The sequence below is a fragment of the Paraburkholderia sp. UYCP14C genome (assembly GCF_004197395.1).
Classification (GTDB): domain Bacteria; phylum Pseudomonadota; class Gammaproteobacteria; order Burkholderiales; family Burkholderiaceae; genus Paraburkholderia.
This window is the reverse complement of record NZ_SELS01000030.1, coordinates 52,792-71,448: the sequence shown is the minus strand read 5'-3', so window position 1 is coordinate 71,448 and position 18,657 is coordinate 52,792. Positions and strand designations below refer to the sequence as shown.

Annotated in this window: 17 protein-coding genes; 7 read left to right on the top strand and 10 right to left on the bottom strand. The window is 64.9% G+C overall.

Annotated elements, in window-relative coordinates; all coding sequences use genetic code 11:
* Positions 1-28: 28 nt before the first annotated feature.
* From EVC45_RS25360 to EVC45_RS25340, 5 genes are all read right to left on the bottom strand, one after another.
* The gene (locus tag EVC45_RS25360; protein ID WP_129960982.1) at positions 29-685 is read right to left on the bottom strand and encodes a sarcosine oxidase subunit gamma; all 657 of its coding nucleotides are present in this window, start codon (positions 683-685) and stop codon (positions 29-31) included.
* Positions 675-3,677: a sarcosine oxidase subunit alpha family protein gene (locus EVC45_RS25355; protein WP_129960981.1), complete on the bottom strand. Its 3,003-nt coding sequence runs from the start codon at positions 3,675-3,677 to the stop codon at positions 675-677. Before EVC45_RS25355 ends, EVC45_RS25360 begins: the two co-directional genes overlap by 11 nt.
* The gene (locus tag EVC45_RS25350; protein WP_129960980.1) at positions 3,674-3,997 is read right to left on the bottom strand and encodes a sarcosine oxidase subunit delta; all 324 of its coding nucleotides are present in this window, start codon (positions 3,995-3,997) and stop codon (positions 3,674-3,676) included. The genes EVC45_RS25355 and EVC45_RS25350 overlap by 4 nt, the downstream gene beginning before the upstream one ends.
* A gap of 78 nt (positions 3,998-4,075) precedes the next feature.
* Positions 4,076-5,320 carry a sarcosine oxidase subunit beta family protein gene (locus EVC45_RS25345; protein WP_129960979.1) on the bottom strand — a complete coding sequence of 415 codons (1,245 nt, stop codon included), beginning with the start codon at positions 5,318-5,320 and terminating at the stop codon, positions 4,076-4,078.
* A 58-nt stretch (positions 5,321-5,378) separates the two neighbouring features.
* On the bottom strand, positions 5,379-6,773 hold the full coding sequence (locus EVC45_RS25340; RefSeq protein ID WP_129960978.1) for an L-serine ammonia-lyase: 1,395 nt from the start codon (positions 6,771-6,773) through the stop codon (positions 5,379-5,381).
* Between the two features lie 334 nt (positions 6,774-7,107).
* Between EVC45_RS25340 and EVC45_RS25335 the strand changes: the two genes are divergently transcribed.
* The gene (locus EVC45_RS25335; protein WP_129960977.1) at positions 7,108-8,190 is read left to right on the top strand and encodes a GlxA family transcriptional regulator; all 1,083 of its coding nucleotides are present in this window, start codon (positions 7,108-7,110) and stop codon (positions 8,188-8,190) included.
* A gap of 29 nt (positions 8,191-8,219) precedes the next feature.
* Here the strand turns inward: EVC45_RS25335 and EVC45_RS25330 are convergent, their stop codons facing one another.
* The 5 genes from EVC45_RS25330 to EVC45_RS25305 all read right to left on the bottom strand — a co-directional run bounded on the left by EVC45_RS25330 (position 8,220) and on the right by EVC45_RS25305 (position 13,259).
* Entirely contained in the window at positions 8,220-9,218 is a 999-nt protein-coding gene (locus EVC45_RS25330) for a GlxA family transcriptional regulator (RefSeq protein WP_129960976.1), read from the bottom strand.
* A 33-nt stretch (positions 9,219-9,251) separates the two neighbouring features.
* Positions 9,252-10,154 (bottom strand): choline ABC transporter permease subunit, encoded by a 903-nt coding sequence (gene choW, locus EVC45_RS25325; protein ID WP_129960975.1) that lies wholly within the window; start codon positions 10,152-10,154, stop codon positions 9,252-9,254.
* The gene (locus EVC45_RS25320; RefSeq protein WP_129960974.1) at positions 10,147-11,322 is read right to left on the bottom strand and encodes a glycine betaine/L-proline ABC transporter ATP-binding protein; all 1,176 of its coding nucleotides are present in this window, start codon (positions 11,320-11,322) and stop codon (positions 10,147-10,149) included. Before EVC45_RS25320 ends, choW begins: the two co-directional genes overlap by 8 nt.
* Before the next feature lie 261 nt (positions 11,323-11,583).
* On the bottom strand, positions 11,584-12,711 hold the full coding sequence (locus EVC45_RS25310; RefSeq protein ID WP_129960973.1) for a VIT1/CCC1 transporter family protein: 1,128 nt from the start codon (positions 12,709-12,711) through the stop codon (positions 11,584-11,586).
* Between the two features lie 230 nt (positions 12,712-12,941).
* On the bottom strand, positions 12,942-13,259 hold the full coding sequence (locus EVC45_RS25305) for a hypothetical protein (RefSeq protein WP_211193474.1): 318 nt from the start codon (positions 13,257-13,259) through the stop codon (positions 12,942-12,944).
* A gap of 174 nt (positions 13,260-13,433) precedes the next feature.
* Between EVC45_RS25305 and EVC45_RS25300 the strand changes: the two genes are divergently transcribed.
* The 6 genes from EVC45_RS25300 (at position 13,434) to EVC45_RS25275 (ending at position 18,649) form a co-directional block, all read left to right on the top strand.
* Entirely contained in the window at positions 13,434-13,616 is a 183-nt protein-coding gene (locus EVC45_RS25300) for a hypothetical protein (RefSeq protein WP_129960972.1), read from the top strand.
* A gap of 439 nt (positions 13,617-14,055) precedes the next feature.
* Positions 14,056-14,919 carry a branched-chain amino acid ABC transporter permease gene (locus EVC45_RS25295; protein WP_373683063.1) on the top strand — a complete coding sequence of 288 codons (864 nt, stop codon included), beginning with the start codon at positions 14,056-14,058 and terminating at the stop codon, positions 14,917-14,919.
* Positions 14,916-15,938, top strand: coding sequence for a branched-chain amino acid ABC transporter permease (locus tag EVC45_RS25290; RefSeq protein ID WP_129960970.1), 1,023 nt, complete (start codon positions 14,916-14,918; stop codon positions 15,936-15,938). Before EVC45_RS25295 ends, EVC45_RS25290 begins: the two co-directional genes overlap by 4 nt.
* Positions 15,931-16,695 carry an ABC transporter ATP-binding protein gene (locus EVC45_RS25285; RefSeq protein WP_129960969.1) on the top strand — a complete coding sequence of 255 codons (765 nt, stop codon included), beginning with the start codon at positions 15,931-15,933 and terminating at the stop codon, positions 16,693-16,695. The genes EVC45_RS25290 and EVC45_RS25285 overlap by 8 nt, the downstream gene beginning before the upstream one ends.
* A complete protein-coding gene (locus EVC45_RS25280; RefSeq protein ID WP_129960968.1) occupies positions 16,682-17,389 on the top strand; it encodes an ABC transporter ATP-binding protein in 708 nt (235 codons plus the stop codon). The genes EVC45_RS25285 and EVC45_RS25280 overlap by 14 nt, the downstream gene beginning before the upstream one ends.
* A 75-nt stretch (positions 17,390-17,464) precedes the next feature.
* Positions 17,465-18,649 (top strand): ABC transporter substrate-binding protein, encoded by a 1,185-nt coding sequence (locus EVC45_RS25275; RefSeq protein ID WP_129960967.1) that lies wholly within the window; start codon positions 17,465-17,467, stop codon positions 18,647-18,649.
* Positions 18,650-18,657 lie beyond the last annotated feature (8 nt).

Here is an 18,657-nt window from a genome sequence, read left to right as displayed (position 1 = left end):
TCTATCAGCGGAGCAAACCGCGCGTCGCTCAGGACATCAACGGCTCGGCGGCGTCGAGCATGATCTTGACGAAGTAGTCCGCGAAGCTGCGGCGCACGACGATGTCGAAACTGTCCGCGCCCGTGGGCAGCAACGTGATCGACGCCTTGAAATAATGGCTCTGCGCGCACTGCCCCACGCCGAATAGCTTTGGATGCAGATCGAGCGGACAGCCGCGCGAGAGCACGTCGCGCGTGCGGGTGCCGGTGATTTCGAGCACCGTAAAGCCGCTGCCGATATCGACCGCCGACGCGAACACGCCCGCGAACGCCGCGCCGAGCTTCGCCTGCAACGGCGCCGTGCGCGTCGCCTCGTGCGCGGCCTCCGAACGCACCAGCCATTCGTCCGGGCCGAGCCACACCATGTCGTAGCCGTTGCCGCGCGCGACGGTGTTTGCCTTCTCCGGCGGCTTGCAGCCAAGCACCTGTTCCACCGCGCGAACGAACGCCGCATCGCGCGTATCGCCGCGCACGTTCACGAGTTCGAGAAACGGCCGCTCACCGAGCCGGAACGCGGCAGTCGCGTTGGCCTGATGCTGCTTCAGCAGCCCTTGCGCGCCGACCAGCGGCGACTCCTGCCACGCGCCGTTTTGCCGCCCCACCGTACGGTCCACGACCGACACCGTTCCACCTGTTTCATTCCACATGTTGACGTGCTCCTTCGCTGTCGTAGAACACCGGACTCGCGATTTTCGCTGAGATCTGTTTGCCGCTCGAGAGCGGAATCGTGACGGTCGTGCCGATCTTGTCGAGACCGCCCTTGACGACCGCCATCGCGATCGAGCGCTGCAAAATCGGGCTGTAATAGCTCGACGTGACGTGCCCGAGCATCGGCGCGGTGTCGCCCTGGAACGGACCGGCGACGATCTGCGAGCCTTCCGGTATCACGAACGATGCATCTTCCGATAACAACCCGACCAGTTGCTTGCGCCCCGCCTTCGCGGTGTCCGAGCGGGCGAGTGAGCGCTTGCCGAGAAAGTCCTTCGACTTCGCGACGAGCCCGCCCATGCCGAGGTCGTGCGGCGTCATCGAGCCGTCCGTATCCTGGCCGACGATGATGTAGCCCTTCTCCGCGCGCAGCACGTGCATCGTCTCGGTGCCGTACGGTGTGATATTGAACTCCGCGCCCGCGGCCATCAATGCCTCCCATACCGCGCGCCCGACGTTGGCCGGCACGTTGACTTCATACGCGAGTTCGCCCGAGAAGCTGATGCGCATCACGCGCGCCGCCGCACCCGCGACGGTGCCTTCACGATACGTCATGAACGGGAACGCGTCGTTTGCGAAGTCGATGTCGTCGCAGACCTTTTGCAGCACCTTGCGGCTCTTCGGTCCGACCACCGCGAACGTCGCCCAGTGATCGGTGACCGACGCAAGCCGCACGCGCAGGTCGGGCCACTCGGTTTGCAGCCAGCGCTCGAGCCACGTCAGCACGCGCGCGGCGCCACCGGTGGTGGTCGTCATCATGTAGTGCTGGTCGGCGAGGCGCACGGTGACGCCGTCGTCGAAGATCATGCCGTTTTCGTCGAGCATCAGGCCGTAGCGGCACTTGCCGACTTCGAGCTTGGTCCACGGGTTCGTGTATACCCAGTTCAGCAGCTTCGCGGAGTCGGGACCCTGAATGTCGATCTTGCCGAGCGTCGACGCGTCGAGGATGCCGACGCTCGTGCGCACCGCGAGCGATTCCCGCGCGACCGCCGCGTGCATGTCCTCGCCCGCCTTCGGGTAGTACCACGGACGCTTCCAGTTGCCGACGTCCTCGAACGCCGCGCCGTTCTCCACGTGCCATTCGTGCACCGCGGTCTTGCGCACCGGGTCGAGCATCTCGCCCAGCTCGCGCCCGGCAAACGTGCCGAACGTGACCGGCGTGTAGTTCGGCCGGAACGTCGTCGTGCCGGTCTCGGGAATGGTCTTGCCGAGCGCCTGCGCGAGAATCGCCATGCCGTTGATGTTGCCGAGCTTGCCCTGGTCGGTGCCGAAACCCATCGCGGTGTAGCGCTTCACGTGTTCGACGGATTCGAAGCCTTCACGCGCCGCGAGGAAGATGTCGGCCGCCGCGACGTCGTTCTGGAAATCGACGAACTGCTTGGGCCCGCGCGTGGCCAGCTCGCGTCCGCCGACGAGCCACAGCGGTTCCAGCTTCGCTTCGCTCAACTCGGCGACCTGCACCGGCTTCGGCCGCGCGACGATGTGCCCGGCCGCGCGCGCCGCTTCGACGCCGGCGTCGACCGCGAAGCGGATGCCCTGGCCGAGCGTGAAGTCGCCGGCGCAGGCGCCGACGCTGGTCTCGGGCTGGACCGCCTTGCCCGGCACGAAGCAGGCCTTGTCGTCATGCCAATGGGCCTTGCCGCCGGACTGCGCGAACAGATGCAGCACCGGACTCCAGCCGCCGGACGTCGCGAGCAGATCGCAGGGCAGCTCGCCCTGTTGCCCGGTGATCTGCCCTTTCGCGTACGAGGCGAGCGACACCGACGCGACGCGCAGCTTGCCGTGCGCCGCCGTGACGACCGTGCCGCTCATCACCTTGATGCCATGGCGGCGCGCGAGGCCGGGCAACGTGCCCTTCGATGCGCCCGCGCGCGGATCGACCACGGTCACCTGTGCGCCGGCCGCTTTCAGGTCGAGCGCGCATTGATAGCCGTCGTCGTTGTTGGTGAACACGACCGCGTTGCGCCCCGGCAGCACCGCATAGCGATGCAGATAGGTCGACACCGCCGAAGCGAGCATCACGCCCGGCAGATCGTTGTTGCCGAACACGATCGGCCGTTCATGCGCGCCGGTCGCGAGAATCACGCGTTTCGCGCGGATCTTCCACAGCAGTTCGCGCGTGCCCTTGCGTTGCGACACCGGCAGATGATCGGTCAGACGCTGCGTGACCGTGACGAGGTTGTGGTCCTGATAGCCGAACGCGGTGCTGCGACTGAGAATCTTGACGTCCGGCATCTGCCGCAGTTCGTCTTCGATTTTCTGCACCCACTGCAACGCGGGCTTGCCGTCGATCTCCGCGCCACACGACAGCAGCGTACCGCCGAGTTCGGGCTGATCGTCGACGAGCGTCACGCGCGCGCCGGACAACGCCGCCGCATGCGCGGCCGCGAGCCCGGTCGGGCCGCCGCCGACCACCAGCACGTCGCAATGCGCGAAGCACTTGTCGTAGCGGTCCGCGTCGCGATGTTGCGGCGCGGTGCCGAGGCCGGCCGCGTCGCGAATCACTTCCTCGTACTTCGGCCAGAACTTGCGCGGCCACATGAAGGTTTTGTAGTAGAAGCCCGCCGGAATGAAGCGCGCGAACTTCTGGTTGATCGCCATGCGGTCTTTCTCGATGCTCGGTTTCGCGTTCACGCTGCTCGCGACGAGCCCCTGATACAACTCGACCTCGGTGGCCCGTGCGTTCGGCACAGTGTAAGCGCCGGTCTCCAGCTGCACGACCGCGTTCGGCTCCTCGACGCCCGCGGTCACGATGCCGCGCGGCCGGTGATATTTCCAGCTGCGCGCGACGAAATGCATGCCGTTCGCGAGCAATGCCGACGCGAGCGTGTCGCCTTGATAGCCCTTGTATTCGACGCCGTTGAACGTGAAGCTGAGCGTGATCGCGCGGTTGATGCGCCCGCCGGTCGGGAGTCGGTCTTTCTGGCTCATGATGCTTTGCCCTCTTGCTTGTTGCCTGCCTGTGCGTCGTTACCGTCCAGCGCCAGCAAAGGTCGCTCGAACGTCTGATAGCCCTGGAACGCGTAGCTCACGGTGTCGCGCTGCGCCTTGAACCAGCGGCGGCAGCCCTGCGTGTGGAACCATTGCTCGCGATGCACGCCGCGCGGGTTCTTGCGCATGAACAGATAGTCGCCCCATTCCTTGTCGGTGAGCGTGTCGGTGTCGAGCGGACGTGCGATGTCGGCTTCGCCGCCACAGTTGAATTCGGATTCGGCACGCGGCCCACACCACGGGCATTCGATCAGCAGCATGATTCAATCTCCTCTGTCGACCGGAGCTGGCGCTTTAGCGCCTTACCCCGGTCCCATGCAAAGTCATTGCGGTACGCGTTAGTGGGCGACGCCGGCGGCGCCGTGTTCGTCGATCAGATGACCGGTGTAGAAGCGGTCCAGCGAGAACGGCGCGTTCAGCGGATGAGGTTCGTCCTTCGCGATCGTATGCGCGAACACCCAGCCCGAGCCCGGCGTCGCCTTGAAGCCACCGGTGCCCCAGCCGCAGTTGAAATAGAGCCCCTTCACATCGGTCTTGCTGATGATCGGGCACGCATCCGGCGACACATCGACGATGCCGCCCCACTGACGGTTCATCCGCACACGCGAGAACACCGGGAACATCTCGACGATCGCCTGCAGCGTGCCTTCGATGATGTGGAAGCTGCCACGCTGACCAAAGCCCGAGTATTGATCGATGCCGGCGCCGATCACGAGATCGCCCTTGTCGGACTGGCTGATATACGCGTGCACCGCGTTCGACATGATCACCGAGTTGACCACCGGCTTGATCGGCTCGGACACGAGCGCCTGCAACGGATGGCTTTCGAGCGGCAGCCGGATGCCGGCCATGTCGGCGAGCGTCGACGTGTTACCGGCCGCCACCACGGCGACCTTCTTCGCCTTGATGAAGCCCTTCACGGTATCGACGCCCGTCACGCGCCCACCGTCACGGCGAATGCCAGTCACCTGGCAATTCTGAATGATGTCGACACCATGCTGGTCCGCGCCGCGTGCGAAACCCCACGCGACGGCGTCATGCCGCGCGACGCCCGCGCGACGCTGGATCGATGCGCCGAGCACCGGATAGCGGCTGTTCAGGTTGATGGTCGGTTCGATTTCCTTGATCTGTTCGGGCGTGATGAACTCGGCATCGATACCGTTCAGCCGGTTCGCGTTCACGCGGCGCTCGGTGTCGCGCACGTCCTGCAGCGAGTGCGCCAGATTCATCACGCCGCGCTGGCTGAACATCACGTTGTAGTTGAGATCCTGTGACAGACCTTCCCACAGCTTCAACGCCTTTTCGTACAGCGCGGCGGATTCGTCCCAGAGATAGTTGGAACGAACGATCGTCGTGTTGCGCGCGGTATTGCCGCCGCCGATCCAACCCTTCTCCAGAATCGCGACATTCTTCACGCCGTGTTCCTTCGCGAGGTAGTACGCGGTCGCAAGACCATGGCCGCCGCCACCGACGATCACGACGTCGTATTCCTTCTTCGGTTCCGGGCTGCGCCATTGCCGCTCCCAGTTCTCGTGATACGACATCCCGTTGCGCAGCAGGCTGAATATCGAATAGCGGCTCATCGTCGGTCCTTTGCGGGTTTGCTGATGCTGATGCGGTTTTGCTGGTATTGCGGGAGGTTCAACATTCGATGACGTTCACGGCGAGACCACCGCGCGACGTCTCCTTGTATTTCGTCTTCATATCGGCGCCGGTTTCGCGCATGGTTCGGATCACGCTGTCGAGCGACACGATGTGTTTGCCGTCGCCCTTCATCGCGAGGCGCGCCGCGTTGATCGCCTTGATCGCGCCCATCGCGTTGCGCTCGATGCACGGGATCTGCACGAGCCCGCCGACCGGGTCGCAGGTCATGCCGAGGTTGTGTTCCATGCCGATTTCGGCGGCGTTCTCGACCTGCGCGGGCGTGCCGCCCATCACCGCCGCGAGCGCCGCGGCGGCCATCGAGCAGGCCACGCCCACTTCGCCCTGGCAGCCCACTTCGGCGCCGGAGATCGACGCCGTTTCCTTGTAGATGATGCCGATCGCCGCGGAGGTCAGCAGGAAGTCGACGATGCCGGCGTCGTTCGCCGCATGCATGAACTTCACGTAGTAGTGCAGCACCGCCGGGATCACGCCGGCCGCGCCATTGGTCGGCGCGGTGACGACCCGGCCGCCCGCCGCGTTTTCCTCGTTGACGGCCATCGCGTACAGGTTGACCCAGTCGAGCATCGACAGCGGATCGCGCAGCGATTCCTCCGAGCGCTCGCGCAGACGCTCGCTCAACTCGGCCGCGCGGCGCTTCACGTGCATCGGGCCGGGCAACTCGCCGCGCACCTTGCAGCCGCGCTCGACGCACGCGGCCATGGTGCGCCAGATCGCCAGCAGGCCTTCGCGTACTTCGGATTCGGGACGCGTCGCGCATTCGTTGCGCAGCGTCACTTCGGCGATCGACAATCCGCTTTCGCGGCACACGCGCATCAGATCGGCGCCGGTGCGAAACGGATACGGCACCTCGGTGCTCGTGCGCTGGCCGTTCACGCGATCGCCGTCGCGATTGACGACGAAGCCGCCGCCGACAGAGAAATACTCTTTTTCGACCAGCAGCTGACCGTTTTCGTCGAAGGCCTGGAAGCGCATGCCGTTCGGATGCACGAAGCCCGAACCCGGCGCGCCCGGCATCAGCTTGCGGTAGAAGCCGATATGTTCGCGCTCCTCGAACGCGACCGGATGCTTGCCGAGCAGCACGAGCTGCTTGGTCTCGCGGATCGCCCGCAGCCGCGGCTCGATCAGGTCGGGATCGAGCCGGTCGGGCAGATTGCCTTCGAGGCCGAGCAGCACCGCCTTGTCGCTGCCGTGGCCCTTGCCGGTCGCGCCGAGCGAGCCGAACAGCTCGGCTCTGACGCGCCGCACGAAGCCGAGCAGATTCGCATCCTCGATATGCGACGCGAAGCGGCACGCGGCGATCATCGGCCCGACCGTGTGCGAGCTCGATGGACCGATGCCGATCTTGAACAGATCGAAGACGCTGACGTTCATGGCGTACCTTGTGCGTTGTGTCCTGCGTATTGCGATGGCCGGAAGCGCTCTAACCTGATTCATGCGCCCGGATGGAATGTGCCTATTGCACCGCACGGCGGCCCGGATCGATAGAATAAAAACGGCATCGCAGTGGGATGGCGTCGTCAAGTGAGGCGGCAGGCGGCCCGCCGGGCAAGCCTCGCGGCGCTTTTGCGATGACTGGCGGCGCATTTGCGACACGCGCTGAAATCGCGGCCGACAATGCCTGGGGTCCGTGGTGCTATGCTTCTTTCACCCTTTCGGTTAACGTTCGCTCCTCTTTCGCCGTTCTTTTCGCCGACCCGCCGCACGCATGAATTCCGCTGAAACGCTTGCCCCTCCCTCGCTCGAGACAGCCACGAAGCAGCGCATCCGCTTCGGCATCATCCTGCTGCCGAACTTCACGCTGACCGCTTTCTCCGGTTTCGTCGACCTGCTGCGCCTGTCCGCCGACGAAGGCGACTTCAGCAAACCGGTGCGCTGCTCGTGGAGCGTGATCGGGGAAACCCTTGCTCCGGTGCGCGCGAGTTGCGGCATCCAGATCACGCCGTGGGAAACCTTCGAGACCGCCGAGAAGTTCGACTACGTGGTAGTGGTCGGCGGACTGCTGCACTCGGGGCCGGCCGCGAGCGACGCGACGCTCGCGTTCATCCGCCGCGCCGCGGCCCGCGACGCGACGTTGGTCGGCATGTGCACCGGCGTGTTCTCGCTGATGCGCGCGGGCGTGCTCGACGGCTATCGGATCTGCGTGAGCTGGTTTCACTACTGGGATTTCATCGAGCGCTTTCCGTCGGTCGACGAACAGATGCTGGTCGCCGACCGGCTGTTCGTGATCGACCGGCGGCGCATCACGTGTTCGGGCGGGCGCGCATCGATCGACGTCGCCGCCGCGATCCTGCTGCGGCATTTCGAAACCGCGACGGTGCAGAAGGCGCTGCGTATCCTGCTGGTCGACGACATGCAGAAAGGTAACGCGCCGCAGCCGCATCCGCCCGGCCTCGCACCGGCCTCGCACCCGAAGGTCAAGCGCGCGATTCTGCTGATGGAACAGCACGTGGGCCGCGCGCTGTCGCTCGACGAACTGGCGGGCAAGCTCGATCTGTCGCCGCGCCAGTTGGAACGGCTGTTCAAGGCGCAGACCGGCAAGGCGCCGCAGGCCTACGCGAAGCTGGTGCGCCTGCGCACCGCCGCGTGGCTGTTGACGAGTTCGGACAAGACCGTCGCCGATATCGCGTCGAGCTGCGGCTTTTCGGACGCCTCGCACCTGGGACGGGAATTCCGCAAGCAGTTCGGCGTGCCGCCGATGATGTATCGCGAGCAGCGCGGCACGGCGGCGCAAGTCGACGACGGCTCGTGCTACGACGAAACGTTTCCGGGCCGCGCGCAGGCGATCTGAATTCGCGCCATGCCAGGGCGCGGCGCCGGCTATTCCGGCATGCGCCGCTCGACGCTCGGCGCATGCCCGAACTGCGCGCGATACGCCTTGCTGAAATGGCACGGCGAATGAAAACCGCACACGGTGGTCACCCGCGCGATCGACGTGTCGGTATTTCGCAGCAGGTCGCGCGCGCGGCGCAACCGCAAGCTCAGGTAGTAATGCGTCGGCGACACGTTCAGGAACAGCTTGAACATCCGCTGCAAATGACGCTGCGACAGGTTGACGAGCCGCGCGAGTTCGTCGAGCGAGAGCGGTTCCTCGATGTTCGCTTCCATCAGCCGCACCACTTCGATCAGTTCGGCGCGCGAGAGCCCCACCCGCGCGTCGACCGGAATGTGCTGGTAGTCGGTCGAGCCGCGAATCCGCTCGACGACGAACTGCTCCGACACCTGCGCGGCCACCGCGGACCCCAGCCGCATGCCGACCAGATGCAGCATCAGATCGAGCGGCGCGGTGCCGCCGGTGCAGGTCAGCCGGTCGCGGTCGATCACGAATAGTTCGTCGTCGAAATGCACGTGCGGATAGCGCTGGTGCAACGGCGACATGTCCTCCCAATGCACGGTCGCGCGATAGCCGTCGAGCAGCCCGGCCGCGAGCAGTGCGTACGGCCCCGTGCAGATGCCGCCGAGCGGCACGCGGTTCGCGGCCGCCTCGCGCAGCAACGCGATCACCGCGTCGTTCACATACTCGCGCACGTGCCAGCCCGCGCACACGAACAGCAGATCCGGCATGCCGGCTTCGGCGAGCGTGGTGGTCGGCTTCACCGTGATGCCGTTGCTCGCGCGCGCCGGCTCGCCGTCCGGCGTGATCACCGACCACCGGTAGTGCTGCGCGCGGCCCACGTAGTTCGCCATGCGCAGCACCTCGACCGCGCTGGTGAACGCGATCATCGAGAAGTTCGGCAGCGTCAGGAAACCGACGTGCGCGACGTTAGACAGCCGCGCATCGGCTTCGGCTTCGGCTGCGGTGATTGCATCGCGCTTCATAGGCTTGTCGGATAGGTGCATCGGCTCGGCGTATCAGCCGTGTTGCGCCGCCGGCTCCCGGCGCACTCTCATCGCATTGCGCAACCCCGCGAACAGCGGTGCGCGTGCCTTGCCCGGCGCCCGTCCGAAGCTCTCGGTGATGCGGTCCAGAATGATCGCCAGCATCACGACCGACATCCCGCTTTCGAAGCCGAGCCCGATATCGAGCCGCTGGATACTCGCAAGCACGTCGTTGCCGAGACCGCCCGCGCCGACCATCGACGCGATGATCACCATCGACAGCGCCATCATGATGGTCTGGTTCACGCCGGTCATGATCGACGGCAGCGCGTTCGGAAACTGCACCTTGTACAGCAGTTGCCACGGCGTGCAGCCGAACGCCTGCCCCGCTTCGACGATTTCGTGATTCACGTGCTTGATACCGAGCGCGGTCAGACGCACCGCGGGCGGCATCGCGAAGATCACCGTCGACAGGATGCCCGGCACGCGGCCGAGGCCGAACAGCATCGCGGCCGGAATCAGGTAGACGAACGCGGGCATCGTCTGCATCAGATCGAGCACCGGGCGCACGATCATTTCGACGGTGCGGCTCTTCGCCATCCAGATGCCGAGCGGCACGCCCAGTACGAGACTGATCACCGTCGACGACAGCGTGAGGCCGAGCGTGATCACCATCTGATCCCAGAAGCCGGTGCCGTAGATCAACAGCAGCGCGGCCAGCGTGAACAGCGCGAAGCGCCAGCCGACGCGCCACAAGCCGATGCCGACGAAGAACGCCATCAGCGCCCACATCGGCACGGCCTGCAAGCCGTGCTCGACCGCCGCGGCGAAACTTTCGATGACCTTGCCGATCGTGTCGAAGGTCTTCGCATCGTGATCGAGCAGGTAGTGAACGCCGTGATCGACCCAGGCGCCAAGTGGAATGACTTCAGACATGAGAACCTCGATGGCGCGTGAGAACGTTCAGCACGTTCGTCTGGTTGATCGAACCGCAGTAGGAACCGTCCGCTTCGACGACGGGCAGCGGCGCGCGGCTCGCCGCCACGCGCTCGACCACGTCGTTGAGCGGCGTGCTGCGGTGAATGCATTCGATGTTGTTGAGCCGCGGCGACGCGCTGCCCGTCGAGTCGCGGCACACGAAGCCGCGGATCCTGCGCTGGCCGTCGAGCACGAATGCGTATTCGGCGCTGCCGTTCAGCGTCGCGGCCACACTCGACGCGTCGATCTGCGGCGCGTGCATCAGCGGCACGGCGTCGATCTGCATCAGATCCCCGGCCGTCAGATAGCGGCTCGTGTCGATGCCTTCGAAGAATGCGCGCACGTAGTCGTCGGCCGGGTTCTTGATGATTTCCTGCGGCGTGCCGATCTGCACCACACGCCCGCCCTCCATGATCGCGATGCGCGTGCCGATGCGCATCGCCTCCTCCAGATCGTGCGACACGAACAGGATCGTGCGCTGCTGCTCGCGTTGTAGATCGAGCAGCACGTTCTGCATCTCCTTGCGCTTGAGCGGATCGAGCGCGGAGAACGCCTCGTCCATGATCATCAGCGATGGGTTGACCGTGAGCGCTCGCGCGAGCCCGACGCGCTGCTGCATGCCGCCCGACAGCTCGGCGGGCAGCTTCTGCGCGAAGGTCGCGAGGCCTACCTGTTCGAGCACCGCCAGCGCCCGTGCCTCGCGCTCCTTGCGCCCGACGCCCGCGACTTCGAGCCCGAACGCCGCGTTGGCCAACACGTTGCGCTGCGGCATCAGCGCGAAGGACTGGAACACCATGCTCATGTCCTTGCGGCGCAGCGCCGTCAGTTCGGCTCGCGGCACGCTCGCGACATCGCGGCCGTCGATCAGCACCTTGCCGGCGCTCGGCTCGACGAGCCGATTGATCAGGCGAATCAGCGTCGACTTGCCGGAGCCGGACAGGCCCATCAGCACGAAGATCTCGCCCTCGCGAACTTCGAACGACGCGTTGTGTACGCCGACGATCTGACCGGTGCGGGCAAACACTTCCTCTTTCGTGGCGCCGCCGGCCAGCATGGCGAGCGCCTGTTTCGGGTTACTGCCGAACACCTTGCACAGTCCTTCGACCACGACCTTGGGGGAATTCATCGAATGCTCTCCTCGCTTGCGGACGTCCGTCCGCGCTGTGCATACATATTTGCTAGAAAAAAGTTCGGCGAGCCGACTAATTCCGACAACCACATGTGGAAATGCGACACCCGGCCGCGCCGGGAGCACTCGGCGCGGCGAGGAAAGCCTTATGGGAGAAGGGATTGACGCGGATTGGCCGGCGCGCGGAGGGTGTCGCGACAGAGCAAGCCGCGCTCCCGGACGACGGCGAGCGCGACGCGCGCGCGCGGGGTGAACCGCTCAGGAAATCGATACGCCCAGCAAATGCCCGACGCCGAACGTAAACCCGGCCGCGATCAGCCCGATGACGATCTGGCGCAGCGCCGAAAAACCCGCGCTGCGGCCGTTGAACAACGACGTGAACACGCCGATCGATGCGAGCGCCAGCATGCTCAGCACGACACACTGCACGATCGCGCTGACGCCGTGGGTCCACAGAAAAGGCATCACCGGAAAAATCGCGCCGAGCGAAAACAGACAGAACGACACGCCCGCCGCCGACCACGGATTGCCGCCCAGTTCCGCCGGATCGAGACCGAGCTCCTCGCGCGTGAGGGTGTCGAGAGCCTTGTCCTTGTCGCGCATCATCTGCGAAGCCACGCGTTTCGCCTCGTTCGCGTCGAGCCCTTTCGCGCGGTAGATCAGCGCGAGCTCGTGCTCCTCCGCTTCGGGCTGTTCTTCGATCTCCTCGGCTTCCTTCGCGATCTGCGTGCTCGCGAGTTCGCGCGCATTGGTGACCGACAGCCATTCGCCGAGTGCCATCGAACAGGCCCCGGCGATCAGCCCGGCGAGGCCGGTCAACAGGATCGCCTTGTTGCCGGTGCCCGCGCCGGCGACGCCCATGATCAGGCAGAAGTTGGACACGAGGCCATCGTTCGCGCCGAGGACCGCCGCGCGCAGATCGTTGCCCGACGCGGCGCCCTTGTGCCACGACTCGGCTTCGGCAATGCGCGCGCCGGATGACAGGTTGGTATTGCCGGTGCTCGCGAGCGTTTGCACGACCGCCGCGTGATGATGTTCATCGGCCGACATGCGGCCCGCGTCGCGTTGGCCTTGATATTTGTTGCGGTCCGCGTATTCGGCGGCGGCGAGTGTCGGCAGCACGAAGTCCGCGCCGCACAGGCGCACGAGCCCCTTCATCAGGCGCGTTTTGACCGCATGCCCATGGCCTTTCGGTTCGATGCCGTTGGCCCTGAGCTTGTCGGCCCACACTTGCGCGTGGCTGTGTTCGGATTGCGCGAGATCCTGGTAGACCTGCTTGCGGGTCTCGTCTTTCTCGACGTTCGCGAGCGTCTCATAGAGCGCGGCGCTGTGCAGTTCGTCGGAGAGATTCGCCTTGTAGCGTTTCACTTCATGCTTCGTTGCCATGATCACGTTCCCCGCGGATCGCGTTGCTGACGGCAAAGCCTAACCGATCCGTGAACAGCGGCCGGAAAACCCCTAAAGCTTGGGGTGAGCGAGAAGCAATATTGATTGGCTGCGTTTGATCCGCATCCGGACAGCGAATCGAATGCGGTATGGGATCACGATAACGTGAATCTCGAATCCACCCGGCGCTTCATCGACGATGAACATCGCGCCGGGCGTCCGCTTGTCCGTTACTGGCTGGCCGGTGCGGCTGCGCCAACGCCGGCCTTCTTCTGCGCCGCCTGCAGCTTGTCCGGGTAGTTCGGATCGTTCTGCGACGGCTGATAGCCCGCCTCTTCGAGCTTCTTCAACTCGGCGTTCTTTTTCGCACGAGCCTGCTTGCGCGCTTCCTTGCGCTCGGCCTTGGTCGGCTTCGGCGTGCTCGCCGCCGCGCCTTGCTGAGCCGCGGCATCCGTCGAACCCTGTGCGAGCGCGAGCGGCATCGTGCCGGCCACCAGTGCGACGACCGAAACGCCAAGCATGATTCGTTTAATGGCGAAGCTCTTCATAACGGATATTCCTTAAAAAGAATGGGCAATAACGTGCGAGTCCGTCTGCGAATCGTGAACCACCACAGCGGGTCGCGCAGCCTTGTCGCGAACCCGTGAACGGAAGCTTACAGCCAAATAGCGGGATACGGGTGGCACACCTCGCCCGAAATAGCGGGCTTGCAGGCGAGCGCGATGTTCGCATTCGGCGGCACCGCGGGCGACTATTCGTTGTCGAAGGCGACGGTCACGTATGCGCAGGTCGGCTTCGTGACCAATCACGGCGGCATGCATACCGGGCTGTCGGTCAACAACGCGCTGAACCTGCCGACCGGTACGACGACCGGCGTGAACATCGGCATTCGCCATACGTTCTGAACGATGCGGTGCGCCGCGCGAGTGGCGCGCCCGCTTGGGCGTGAGGCTTCTGCATTGCGGAATCGAAGCATTGATTAAACAATGTCGCGGTTCGCGCCCGATCCAACGGATTCTGTATCGAAGCCGGTAGCATCCAATGCTGTACGCATGGGCTTCGCGCGAGAAAGCATGCAGTTATGCGGTCTTCATCCGGCACCTCAGTGACTTCCCTAATAATCCGCAATGCAGAACAAACACACACAAAAATTGGTTGACGGAAAGCGAACGCCCGTGCCAAATTTGTTCCGCTCCGCCGCCCTTCGCGATGCGCAGTCCGCAGCCGAAGGTGCGTTTTCAAGCATCGGCTGTCGCCGTCGGGATTGAAGTGCCGCGGCATGCGCCGAAAGCCAACGCAATGCGCACCCAGTGTGTCCCAGTGGGAGGATGTCGAAGCGTGGATATGTTCTTGCAGCAGGTCCTCAACGGCTTGACGCTAGGCGGCATTTACAGCCTCGTCGCGCTGGGTCTCACTCTCGTCTACGGCATCCTCGCGGTGCCGAACTTCGCGCACGGCGCGTTCTACATGGTCGGCGCGTTCGTGTCGTTCTATCTGATGAGCCGCCTCGGCCTGAACTACTGGCTCGCGATGATCGGCTCCGGCATCGCGGTCGCCCTGCTGGCAATCCTCGCCGAGCGGCTCGTGTTCACTCCGCTGCGCAAGTCCTCCGAATTGCATCCGATGATCGCCGCGATCGGCCTGCTGCTGTTTCTCGAAGCCGGCGCGCAAGCAATGTGGGGCGCGGATTTTCATCGGATGCCGACGCCTTATACCGGCATCGTCGAGCTCGGCAGCGTCAGCGCGCCGTTGCAGCGGCTGCTGATCATCGGCGCGGCGTTCGCGCTCGTCCTGCTGCTGCAGCTGTTCCTGCGCTTCACCGTGATCGGCGCGAGCATCATCGCGATGGCGCAGGATCGCGAAGGCGCATCGCTGATGGGCATCGACACCAACAAGGTGACGATGCTCACGTTCGGCATCTCGGGCCTGCTCGCGGCCGTCGCCGCGACGCTCTATGCGCCGATCAACCTCGTCTATCCGGCGATGGGCCAGCTCGTGATCCTGAAGGCGTTCGTGATCATCATTCTCGGCGGCATGGGCAGCGTGCCGGGTGCGATCGTCGGCGGGCTCATCATCGGCATGGCCGAGAGCTTCGGCGCCTTCTATATCTCGACCGACTACAAGGACATCATCGCGTTCGTGCTGCTCGTGGTGATTCTGTCGGTACGTCCCCAGGGACTCTTCACGAGGGAACTGCGCGCATCATGAAACTCTTCGAGGGCAAGACCGGCTGGACGTTGCTGTTCGCGCTAGGGCTGGCGTTTCCGTTCGCCGCGACCAACGACTACATGCTGACCGTGATGTCCACCGCGTACATCTTCGCGCTGGCCACGGTGGGCCTGAATCTGATCACCGGCTACACCGGCCAGTTCAATCTCGCGCACGGCAGCTTCATGGCGCTCGGCGCGTATACGGTAGGCATCCTCACGGTCGATCATCAGGTGCCGTTCTGGCTCGCACTCGTCGCGGCCGGCGCGGTGGTCGCCGTGTTCGGCGCGCTGGTCGGGCTCGTGTCGCTGCGCTTGCGTGGCCACTACTTTTCGATTTTCACGCTGTGCGTCGGCTACATCATGTTTCTCGTCATCGAGAAGTGGGACTCGCTCACGCATGGCGTGACCGACATCATCGGCATTCCTGCGCCCTCGGGTTTCGGCCTCGTGTCGTTCGACACGCCCCGCGCGCTGTACTACCTGACGTTCGCGTTTCTCGTGCTCGGCGTGTGGCTGATGCATCGCATCGTCAACTCGCTGCTCGGCCGCACCTTCATGGCGATCCGCAACAGCGACGGCCTCGCGCAATCGCTCGGTATCGACCTGATGCGCAACAAGGTGCTCGCGTTCGTGCTGTCGGTCGTCTATGCAGGGCTCGCGGGCGGACTCTATGCGGGCGCCGTGCGCTTCCTCGGCCCGGACCTCGCGGGCGTCGAGCATACGTTCGACATGACGATGTACATGCTGGTCGGCGGCATCGGCACGCTCGCGGGTCCGCTGCTCGGCGCGCTGCTGGTGCCCTGGCTCACGCAGTACCTGCAGTTCCTGCAGGAGTATCGCTTCGTGGTGTTCGGTCCGATCCTGATCGCGCTGGTGATCTTTCTGCCGAACGGCATCGTCGGGCTGTATCAGTCGCGCAAGCATCGACGCGCGCGGCGTGCCGCACCGGCCAACGGCCGCAGCGCGGTTCATTCGACGCAGCAGCCGCAGCCCACGCATGGAGACCGGCATGCTTGAAATCGACTCGCTCAGCAAGCGCTTCGGCGGTCTCGTCGCGGTCGACGACGTCAGCACGCGCATCGAGGCAGGCAAGATCAACGCGATCATCGGACCGAACGGCGCGGGCAAGACCACGTTCTTCAATCTGATTAGCGGCACGCATCTGCCGAGTTCAGGTCGGATCGTTTTCCAAGGCGAGGACGTGACGAAGCTCGGCGCCGACAGCATGGCGCGGCTCGGCGTCGCACGCACGTTTCAGTCGACCGCACTATTCGATCGCGCGAGCGTGCTCGATAACCTGATCGTCGGTCACCGTTTGCGCACGCAATCGGGGTTGTGGGACGTGCTGCTGAATACGCGGCGCCTGAAGCATGAGGAACGCATTTGCCGCGAAAAAGCGCGCGAAGCGCTCGACTTCGTCGGCCTGTCCGCGCTAGCCGATCGGCTCGCCGGCGACATCTCGCAGGAAGAGCGCAAGCGCGTCGCGGTTGCGCTGGCGCTCGCCACCGAGCCGAGCCTGATGCTGCTCGACGAACCGGCCGGCGGCGTCAATCCCGAGGAGACCGAAGGCCTGGCCGAACTGATCCGCAAACTCGTCCGACACGGCATCACGGTGTGCCTCGTCGAACACAAGATGAACATGATCATGAAGCTCGCGGATCGCATCATGGTGCTGAACTACGGCCGCAAGATCGCCGAGGGCACGCCTGCCGAGATTCGCGCGAACCCGGCCGTGATCGACGCCTACCTCGGGAGCGAGCATGCTGAAGTTTGACAACGTATCGCTCGATTACGGCAGTTTCCGCGCGCTCGACGGCATCAGCCTGCATGCCGGCGACGGCGAACTCGTCGTGCTGCTCGGCGCCAACGGTGCGGGCAAGAGTTCGATCTTCCTGACGACCAGCGGCCTGCGCCGTGCGGCCGCGGGCAGCCTGCGTTTGGGAAACCGCGAACTGCTCGGCATGACGCCCGCGCAAATCGTGAGGAGCGGCGTGATCCAGTGTCCGGAGGGGCGCAAGCTGTTTCCGGGCATGTCGGTGCTGAAGAACCTGACGCTCGGCGCGTACGTGCATCGCGGCGACAGCGCCGGCAACCGGCGCAATCTCGACCACGTGTTCAGCCTCTTTCCGCTGCTCGCCGAACGCAAGGATCACGCGGCCGGTTCGCTGTCGGGCGGTCAGCAGCAGATGGTCGCGATTGCCCGCGCGCTGATGGCGCGGCCGAAAGTGCTGTTGCTGGACGAACCGTCGCTCGGTCTTGCGCCGCTCGTCGTCAAGCAGGTCTTCGACGTGATCCAGCAGATCAACCGCGCGGGCACCACGGTGCTGCTCGCCGAACAGAACGCGTTCGCCGCGCTGAAGATCGCACACCGCGCGTACGTGATCGAAAACGGCCGCATCGTGCTCGAAGGCGATCAGGCGAGCCTGATGAACAACGAGGCGGTGCGGCGCGCGTACGTCGGCGGATAAAACGGGTTGGACGCGCCGATGCGCGGGCATTCGAACCACACCCTGGTCATTCAGGACATTCCATAGGAGACACGTATGACGAACCAACGCCCGGGCGTTCGCGCCGGACTGCTTGCGATCGCTGCCGCCACCGCCCTGCTCGGCTCCAGCGCCGTGATGGCGCAGCAGGTCGTGCACATCGGCTACTCCGGTCCGCTGAGCGGCGGCGCGGCGAAGTACGGCCAGGAAGTGCTCGACGGCATGCAGATGGCCGCCGCCGATGTGAACCAGGCCGGCATCGACGTCGCAGGCAAAAAGATCAAACTCGAAATCGTGCCGCTCGACGACAAATACAATCCGAGCGAAACCGCGATCAACGCGCGGCGTCTCGCCCAGGAGCAGCAAGCCGTGGTCGTGCTGGTGCCGCATTCGGGCGGCGGCTTCGCGGTGCAGACCACCAACGAGCAGCAGAAGCTGTTGCTGCTGTCGTACACGAGCGTGCCGCAGATCAGCGAGCGCGGCAACAAGCTGACCGTGCGCATTCCGCCCGCGTTTACGTCGTATCTGGACTCGTTCATCAAGTATGAAATGAAGACATACGGCAAGAAGGCCGCGCTCGCCGCGACCGATACCGATTACGGCAAGGTCTGGGTCGCCGCGTTCAAGCCCGCGTGGGAAGCGGCCGGCGGCACGATCGTCGCGGACAACGCGATGTCGTATAACCGCGCGACGGATTTCTACAGCGGCGTGAGCCGCGTGCTCGCGGCGAAGCCGGACGTGATGTTCATCGGCGGACCGTCGGAGCCGACCGGTCTCGTCGCGCAGCAGGCGCGCGAACTCGGCTTCAAGGGCGGCTTCATCGTCATGGACCAGGCCAAGCTCGACGAAGTCGCAAAGGTCACGAACGGCTACGCACCGCTGAACGGCGCGATCGGCGTGTTGCCGCTCGCCGACGACACGACGCCGAACGCGAAGTCGTTCGTCGAGCGGTTCCGCAAGACGCACGGCGGGCGTGATCCGAGCCAGGAGGTGTCGCTGAATTACACGGCTGTGTATGCGACCGCGCTCGCGATGAAACTCGCCGGCACGACCAGCGATGCCACCGCGATTCGCAATCAGTTCGACAAGGCCGTGAAGGCACTGCCGCCGCAGAACAATCCGCAAAGCGTGTCGGGGGTCGACGATCATGGCGGCTTCGTGCTCGGCAATCCGCTCGCGGCGGTGGTCGAGGGCGGCCAACTGAAGGAGGCAACGCTGAGTTCGCTGACCGCGGCGAAGTAATGGGCGTG

Bases quoted from the DNA above. Each gene is read 5' to 3' on its own strand.
- EVC45_RS25275 (WP_129960967.1), top strand. From the start codon at position 17,465: ATGACGAACCAACGCCCGGGCGTTCGCGCCGGACTGCTTGCGATCGCT.
- EVC45_RS25285 (WP_129960969.1), top strand. From the start codon at position 15,931: ATGCTTGAAATCGACTCGCTCAGCAAGCGCTTCGGCGGTCTCGTCGCG.
- EVC45_RS25360 (WP_129960982.1), bottom strand. From the start codon at position 685: ATGTGGAATGAAACAGGTGGAACGGTGTCGGTCGTGGACCGTACGGTG.
- EVC45_RS25355 (WP_129960981.1), bottom strand. From the start codon at position 3,677: ATGAGCCAGAAAGACCGACTCCCGACCGGCGGGCGCATCAACCGCGCG.
- EVC45_RS25290 (WP_129960970.1), top strand. From the start codon at position 14,916: ATGAAACTCTTCGAGGGCAAGACCGGCTGGACGTTGCTGTTCGCGCTA.
- EVC45_RS25320 (WP_129960974.1), bottom strand. From the start codon at position 11,322: ATGAATTCCCCCAAGGTCGTGGTCGAAGGACTGTGCAAGGTGTTCGGC.
- choW (WP_129960975.1), bottom strand. From the start codon at position 10,154: ATGTCTGAAGTCATTCCACTTGGCGCCTGGGTCGATCACGGCGTTCAC.
- EVC45_RS25305 (WP_211193474.1), bottom strand. From the start codon at position 13,259: ATGAAGAGCTTCGCCATTAAACGAATCATGCTTGGCGTTTCGGTCGTC.
- EVC45_RS25310 (WP_129960973.1), bottom strand. From the start codon at position 12,711: ATGGCAACGAAGCATGAAGTGAAACGCTACAAGGCGAATCTCTCCGAC.
- EVC45_RS25345 (WP_129960979.1), bottom strand. From the start codon at position 5,320: ATGAGCCGCTATTCGATATTCAGCCTGCTGCGCAACGGGATGTCGTAT.
- EVC45_RS25330 (WP_129960976.1), bottom strand. From the start codon at position 9,218: ATGAAGCGCGATGCAATCACCGCAGCCGAAGCCGAAGCCGATGCGCGG.
- EVC45_RS25300 (WP_129960972.1), top strand. From the start codon at position 13,434: ATGTTCGCATTCGGCGGCACCGCGGGCGACTATTCGTTGTCGAAGGCG.
- EVC45_RS25350 (WP_129960980.1), bottom strand. From the start codon at position 3,997: ATGCTGCTGATCGAATGCCCGTGGTGTGGGCCGCGTGCCGAATCCGAA.
- EVC45_RS25335 (WP_129960977.1), top strand. From the start codon at position 7,108: ATGAATTCCGCTGAAACGCTTGCCCCTCCCTCGCTCGAGACAGCCACG.
- EVC45_RS25280 (WP_129960968.1), top strand. From the start codon at position 16,682: ATGCTGAAGTTTGACAACGTATCGCTCGATTACGGCAGTTTCCGCGCG.
- EVC45_RS25340 (WP_129960978.1), bottom strand. From the start codon at position 6,773: ATGAACGTCAGCGTCTTCGATCTGTTCAAGATCGGCATCGGTCCATCG.
- EVC45_RS25295 (WP_373683063.1), top strand. From the start codon at position 14,056: ATGTTCTTGCAGCAGGTCCTCAACGGCTTGACGCTAGGCGGCATTTAC.